The organism is Promicromonospora sp. NPDC060204, assembly GCF_042728455.1.
Classification (GTDB): domain Bacteria; phylum Actinomycetota; class Actinomycetes; order Actinomycetales; family Cellulomonadaceae; genus Promicromonospora.
This window is the reverse complement of sequence record NZ_JBHWZO010000311.1, coordinates 1-6,720: the sequence shown is the minus strand read 5'-3', so window position 1 is coordinate 6,720 and position 6,720 is coordinate 1. Positions and strand designations below refer to the sequence as shown.

At 77.6% G+C, this 6,720-nt stretch carries 4 protein-coding genes; all 4 read right to left on the bottom strand.

The window, feature by feature from the left end; translation table 11 throughout:
* Positions 1-101: 101 nt before the first annotated feature.
* A complete protein-coding gene (locus tag ACFWEJ_RS25775) occupies positions 102-803 on the bottom strand; it encodes an ABC transporter ATP-binding protein (RefSeq protein ID WP_377232024.1) in 702 nt (233 codons plus the stop codon).
* On the bottom strand, positions 800-1,816 hold the full coding sequence (locus tag ACFWEJ_RS25770; RefSeq protein ID WP_377232023.1) for an ABC transporter ATP-binding protein: 1,017 nt from the start codon (positions 1,814-1,816) through the stop codon (positions 800-802). Before ACFWEJ_RS25770 ends, ACFWEJ_RS25775 begins: the two co-directional genes overlap by 4 nt.
* Positions 1,817-1,831: 15 nt before the next feature.
* On the bottom strand, positions 1,832-4,678 hold the full coding sequence (locus ACFWEJ_RS25765) for an FtsX-like permease family protein (RefSeq protein ID WP_377232022.1): 2,847 nt from the start codon (positions 4,676-4,678) through the stop codon (positions 1,832-1,834).
* The coding region (locus tag ACFWEJ_RS25760) for an FtsX-like permease family protein (protein ID WP_377232021.1) at positions 4,678-6,720 on the bottom strand (2,043 nt) is incomplete at its 5' end. The genes ACFWEJ_RS25765 and ACFWEJ_RS25760, both read right to left, overlap by 1 nt.

Genomic DNA, 6,720 nt, shown 5'->3' with positions numbered 1-6,720 from the left:
TCGGGTAGCCCGTCGGGGGACTACCCGCCCCGCCGGGGGACGACGCGGGCCCCGCCCCCCCGAGGGGCCGGGCACCGCCGGCGAGAACCAGTACATCGTCGCTAGGACGCCTCGGCGACGACCTGTCCGTCGCGCAGCTCCACCACGCGGTCCGCGCGGGCCATGAGCTCGGGGTCGTGGGTGGAGACGACGGCGGCCACGCCGCGCTCGTGCACCACCCGGGCCAGCAGGTCCATCACCACGGCCGCCGTGCCCGAGTCGAGCTGCCCCGTGGGCTCGTCCGCGAGCAGCACCTCCGGGTCGGCCACGAGCGCGCGGGCGATACCCACCCGCTGCTGCTGCCCGCCCGAGAGCTCGTACGGCCGCTGCTTCGCGTGCCCGCTCAGGCCGACGGCGTCCAGCGCCTCCGCCACCCGCCGCGACCGCTCGCCCTGCGGGGTGCGCCGCAGACGCAGCGGGACCTCGACGTTCTCGGCCGCGGACAGCACGGGCACCAGCCCGAACGACTGGAACACGTAGCCGATCCGGTCACGCCGGGCCGCGAGCACCGCCCGCTCCCCCAGCGCGGTCAGCTCGGCGTCGCCGAGCCACACGCTGCCCGACGTCGGCCGGTCCAGCCCGCCGAGCAGGTTCAGCAGCGTCGTCTTGCCCGAACCGGAGGGGCCGCGCACCACGAGCAGCTCGCCCGCCGCGACCTCCAGGGTCGCGTCCGACAGGGCGCGCACCTCGCCGGCGCCGGTGCCGAACACCCGGGTGAGGGCCTGGGCCCGCAGCACGGTGCGGGCCGGGGTCGTGGTGGTCATCGGTCCTCCTCGGTGGGGGCCTGCGGTTCGGCCGGCGCGGCGGCGGGCGCGGCCGGCCCGGTGGGCTCGGCCGGCTCCGCGGCCTGGCCGGGCGCCGCCGGCCACACGCCCACGTGGTCCGGCTCCAGCGCCAGCCGCACGCGGTCGCGCAGGTCGAGCGCGTGCACGAAGTCCTGCGGAAGCTGGAGCCGGCCGACCCGGTCGACCACCGCGAACTCCTCCGCGACGTGCCGCTCGGCGCCGTGCTCGTCGACCTCCGTACGCCGCAGCGTCTCCGTCGACGTGCGGCCGTCCCGGATCTGGACGGTGCGCGCGACGTGCTCGGACACCGTCGGGTCGTGCGTCACGATCAGCGTCGTCACGCCCGTCTCCCGGTTCACACCCCGCAGCGCCTCCAGCACCTCGACCGAGGTGGTCTCGTCGAGCTCGCCGGTGGGCTCGTCGGCCAGCAGCACGCGCGGGTTGTTCGCCACCGCCACCGCGATGGCGGTGCGCTGCTGCTCGCCGCCGGACATCTCGCCGGGCCGCCGCCCGGCCACGTGGCCGACCTCCAGCAGGTCGAGCAGGTCCGACACGCGGCGCGCGCGCTCCCGCCGCGGGAGCGCTCCGGCCAGCTCCAGCGGGAGGCGCACGTTCTCGCTCGCCGTGAGGTACGGCAGCAGGTTGCGCGACGTCTGCTGCCACACGAAGCCGACCGTGGAGCGCTGGTACCGCACCCGCTCGGCGTGGCCCATCGTCAGCAGGTCGGTGCCTGCCACCACGGCGGACCCGCCGGTCGGCGTGTCCAGGCCCGAGAGGATGGTCAGCAGCGTGGACTTGCCCGACCCGGACGCGCCCACGACGGCGACGATCTCTCCCGGCTCGACCGTCAGCGTGAGGCCCTGCAACGCCTGCACCTCCACGCCGTCGGTGGCGAAGATGCGCACCAGGTCGGCGCAGCGGATCTCGCCGCCGCCCGCGGGCCCCGCCGAGGCCGGCGCGCCGCCGTCCGTCAGCTCGATGGTCGTGCTCATCGGGTCTCCCTCATGTCAGTCGTTGCTCCCCATCCGGAGCTGGGCCGCCACCTCGCCGCGGCGGCTCAGCGCCGCCGCCACGCCGACCGCGGCCAGCACCACCACCACGAACCCGGCGGCGGCCGCGCCCAGCAGCAGCGGGTCGTACCTCGCGTCGGGCTGGGTGGGACCGCCGGTCAGGGCGGTGACGTCCACCGCGGCCAGCACCAGCTCCGGCACCACCACGCCGAGGACGGCGCCCACCACGAGCGCGACCACCGCCCAGGGTCCGATCTCCCAGCCGACCAGCCCGCGGCCGAGCCGGGGCGAGAGGCCGAGGGTCTGCAGCACGGCGAGCAGCCGGGCCCGCGCGGGGGCGGCGAGCATCAGCGTCATCACCACGGCCCCCGCGCACAGCAGCCCTGCGAGGAGCACGGCCAGCACGAACGCGACGGCCAGCCCCCCGGAGACGGGCGCCGCCAGCACGGCGTCGGCCTCCTGGTCCGGGTCCTCCACGACGGACGACGGCAGCAGCCGCGAGATCTCGGCCGTCACGGCGGCGCGGTCGGCGTCGTCGGTCAGGCCGACGAGCGCGAGGCGCGGGTAGCTGACGTCGCCCGTGGCCTCGGCGAGGCGGTCGGCGTCGGCGAGCACGAGCGAGCGGCCCGCAGGCAGGCCAGGGAGCTCGTCGACCACGTCGACGACCCGGACGGGCACGTCGCCCTCCTGCGTCCTGAGCGTGATCCCGGTGGTGCCCGGCCCGACGCCCGGGCCCGCCGCGCCGGGCGTGAGGATCACGGGCAGCGCCCCGTCGCCGTCCGCGCCGTCCGGCCCGGCCAGGCCGTCCAGCGTCTCGGGCGAGCCCTCGACGTCCTGCTGCGCCACGACCAGCTCCGCCGCGTCCACCGTCCACACCTCGACCCGGGGCGATGAACCCACGCCCTGCAGCAGGCCGTCGCCGACGTCGCCCACCGGCGACACGGCGGCGACGCCGTCGAACGCGGCCATCTGCTCCGCGACCGGCTCGTCGACCACCGGGCCGGAGACCCGCAGGTCCGCGCCGGTCGCCCGCCAGGCCTCGCGGACCACGCCGCCGGAGACCGTGGAGTACAGCACGGCCGAGGTCGCCGCGACGGCTACCGCGAGCACGAGCGCGACCGCCGGGACGGGGCCGCCGGCGGGGTCGCGCGTGGCGCGGGCCGCCCCGAGGAACGGGACGAGGTCGCGCCGCGGCGCGAGCGCCCGCTCGGCCGCGAGCGCGAGCCAGGGGTAGGCGCGGACGGCGAGCAGCGTGAGCGCCAGGGAGACCAGCAGGGGCGCCGCGGCGACGAGCGGGTCGACGCCGGCACCGGAGCCGGCGCCCGAGCCGGCGACGACCCCGCGCGACAGCAGCAGCCAGGCGGCGAGCGCGGCGCCCGCGACGACGAGCACCTCCAGCACCCAGCGCACCCGGCTCCGCGAGCGGGGCGCGAGGTCCGAGCGCGTGGTCCGCAGGCCGGCGGGCGACGTGGCGAGCGCGAGAGCGACCGCCGGGGCGAGGCCCGCGGCCACCGCGAGCAGCACCTGGGCGAGGGTGACCGGGGCGTCGACGCCGACGGCGGCCGAGAGCACGAGGCCCGCGACGAACCCGGCGGCGGCCGAGCCGAGCCCGACGACGAGGCCCTCGCCACCCATGAGCAGGCGTACCTGGGTGCCGGACGCGCCACGGGCGCGCAGCAGCGCGAGCGCGGACCGTCGCCGGTCGACGACGAGCCGCGCGCCCAGGGCCAGCACGGCGACGGTGGCGCCGAGCGGCCCGACGGCGAGGACGGCGACGATCGCGTCGACCCCGGTGCGCTGCGCGAGCAGGCTCTCCAGGATCTCGGTGAGCCGGCTGGTGGGCCGCAGCTGGAGCGGCGTGGGGTCGTCGGGGCCGGCCGGGACGAGGAACGTCCGCGCCGACTGGCCGTTCATCTGGGCCAGCAGCAGGGGTACGTCGGCGGCGGTCAGGCCGTCGGTGCTCACCGGGTACCAGATGCGGGTCTCGGCCACGCCGAGGGTCAGCGGCGTGATCATGGCCGGGTCCACGTAGGCGGTCGCGGTGCCGAGCAGGCCGCGGTTCGGGTCGGCGATCACGGAGGCCCTGGCCCCCAGGGCGTGGTGCAGCCAGTAGTCGGCGTCGGGGTCGCCGGTCTCGAAGATCCCGGTCACGACGAGGGACGGGTACCGGCCGGCGAGGGCGATGATGCCCGAGCCGGAGAGGTTGTCGTACCGGCCGCCGAGCTCCCAACCGTACGTCTCGGCGACGGCGCGGGACACGGCGACCTCGAACGCCGGAGCCTGCTCCGTGGGCTGGCTGATCGACTGCTCGTCCCCCACGAACACGGGCCCCGCGGTCGCGGTGGGCCAGCGCCCCTCGACCAGCTCGGCGTGCTCGGCCAGGTCCGGAGCCGTCCGGAGCAAGACCTTGGCCTCGGCCAGCTCGGAGCTGCGTTCCGGGGCGGTGTACGCGGGGTCCGTCGAGGTCACGTGGAAGAGCGGAGCACCCATCACGGAGCGCAGCGGCTCGGGGGACTCGGCGCGCACGGCGTCCAGGTTCTCGACGAACGGGGCCCAGTCCGGCTCGTCCGGCACGCCGCTCCCGACGCTGCCCGGGTCGTAGAAGCCCCCGTTCGGTGCCCGGCCGGGGATCGAGCCCGCCACCGAGATCACGTCCCGGGCCGGGCCCGAGGCCGTGGCGGTCTCGTAGACCACCTGGTCCGCGTGCATGGTCGCGACGGCGCGCGGCGCGGTCGACAGCACCCCGGCGGCGAGGAACGCGACCACGCCCAGCGCGGCCGTCGCGCCCCAGGAGGTGCGCAGCTGCCGCCGTGCCAGCAGGCCCAGCCCGGACAGTGCCCCCATCAGCGGACCTCCTCGCGGTAGGTGGTGTCGCGGGCCTGCGCGGTGACTCGCCCGCCCACCCCGATCGCGACCAGGACCAGCCCCGCCACGGCGGCGGCGAGCACCAGGCCGGTGGCCCCGGTGGCGAGGAGGAACTGCGCGGGCGGCGCCGCGTCGATCCCCGTCAGGGTCGCGGCGGCCAGGCCGCCCGCGGCCAGACGCGCCACGCCCCAGCCGGCGACCGCGCCGACGGCGAGCGCCACGATCCCGACGGCGACGAGCTCCGCGGCCCGGGCCCGGCCCTGTGCCGCGGGGCCGAGCCCCACGGCGCGCAGGACGATGACCTCGCCGCGCCGCTCCCGGAGGGTGGCCACGGCGACGGCGAGCACGCCCGCCAGCGCGAGCACGGTCGCCCCGGCAGCGGCGAGCCAGAACGAGACGCGCACCGGCACGGCCGTGTCGGTGGAGCCGTAGCCCGGCGTCGTCACGGTGGGCCGTTCCTGGCTGCTGAGGCCGGCGGCCTCCGCGGCCTCCGTCGCCTGCAGGGCGAGATCTGCGACGGCCCCCGCAGGCGCGGCGGCGCCGGGCGGCCCGGCGGCGAGCCAGACCTCGTTCGTGAGCGCGGGGTCGTTCACGTCGCGCACGAGCACGGCGGCGAGCGCCGCCCGGTCCACCAGGACGGCGTACGGTTCGAGCGCGCCGGGCACGGTGCCGGATGACGCCACGACCTCGACGGGCAGGCGCGTCGCGCCCAGGGTGAGCTCGAAGGTGTCTCCCGTGGTGACGCCGAGCGAGTCGGCCAGCGAGGACGAGGCCAGCAGTGGGACGGGTCCGGCGGCCGGGGTGGTCAGGAGACGCAGCCGGTTCGCGCCCGAGACGCCGTCACCGAGAGTCATGCTGAACGCGGCCTCCCCCTCGGTCAGCTCCAGGCCCGTCGGGCCGTCGAAGGTCTCGGACGGCGTCCACACCGGCTGGTCGACGCGCAGCCCGCCCGCCGTGATGCCGTCGACGGCCAGCGTCACCTCCGCCATGGACCAGCCGGGCCGGGTGTCCACGTCCAGGGCCGCGATGCGCCACGTCTGGCCGGGCGGCGGCGCGGGGACCTCGCCCCGCAGCTCCTGCGCGACCTCGTGCTCGCCGAGGGTGCCGTCGCCGCCGTCCCCCTCCGTGAGCCGTCCGAGGTCGACGGTGGCCAGGGTCCCGTCGGCGGCGGCGAGCACGACCGACAGGTCGAGCTGGTGCCGCGGCGCCCAGCTCTCCAGATTGGTCTCGACGGTCTCGTGGATCCGGCCGCGCACGGTGACGCCGAGGTCACGGGCGTCGCCGGCCAGGGCGGGCGCGTCGGCGAAGGCGTCGTTCGCCAGGTCGTCGGCCAGTGCCGCGGTGTCGAGCACCTCCTCGGGCGCGCGCACCACCTTCGGGACGGCCGCGGCGGGCAGCGCCAGCATCGCGACAGGCAGGCCGTCGGAGTAGGCCGTCCCGGACAGCACGGGCGCCGCGGCGCGGGCAGTGCTGCCCGGACCCGTCGCGCCCGGCAAGAACGGCGCCGGGTCCAGGCGCCCGCTCTCGGGTGGCGTGACGCGCACGTCGGCGCCGTTGGCGAGCACGTCGACGTCGGCGCGCAGGCGCTCCGCGGTGCCGGTGTAGCCGCCGGCGAGGGTCGCGGCCCCGCCCGCGAGCACGAGCAGGACCACGGGCACCACGTAGACGACGATCCGGCGGGCCACCTGCCGCGCGGCCAGCGGCCCGACGACGCCGCGTGACCGCCCGGCCAGCCCCGCCCACAGCCGCGTGGCCGGGCCGAGCACCGCCATCGCCGCGACGGCGAGCGCCGCCAGCGCGAGCGCGGGTGCGGCGGCCGCGGCCGGGTCGGTGCGCAGGCCGCCGGGCGTGGCCACGAGCGGCGACCCGTAGCGCAGCAGCTGGGTCACGCTGACCGCGGCGGCGGCCACGGTCAGCACCACGGTGCCGAGCGCGGCGACCTGGCGCACGCGCCCCGAGCGGTCGGTCACCTGGCGCCGCACCGCTGCCTGTACCTGCAGCGCCGCCACCAGGACGAGCGT

Bases quoted from the DNA above. Each gene is read 5' to 3' on its own strand.
- ACFWEJ_RS25775 (WP_377232024.1), bottom strand. From the start codon at position 803: ATGACCACCACGACCCCGGCCCGCACCGTGCTGCGGGCCCAGGCCCTC.
- ACFWEJ_RS25770 (WP_377232023.1), bottom strand. From the start codon at position 1,816: ATGAGCACGACCATCGAGCTGACGGACGGCGGCGCGCCGGCCTCGGCG.
- ACFWEJ_RS25765 (WP_377232022.1), bottom strand. From the start codon at position 4,678: ATGGGGGCACTGTCCGGGCTGGGCCTGCTGGCACGGCGGCAGCTGCGC.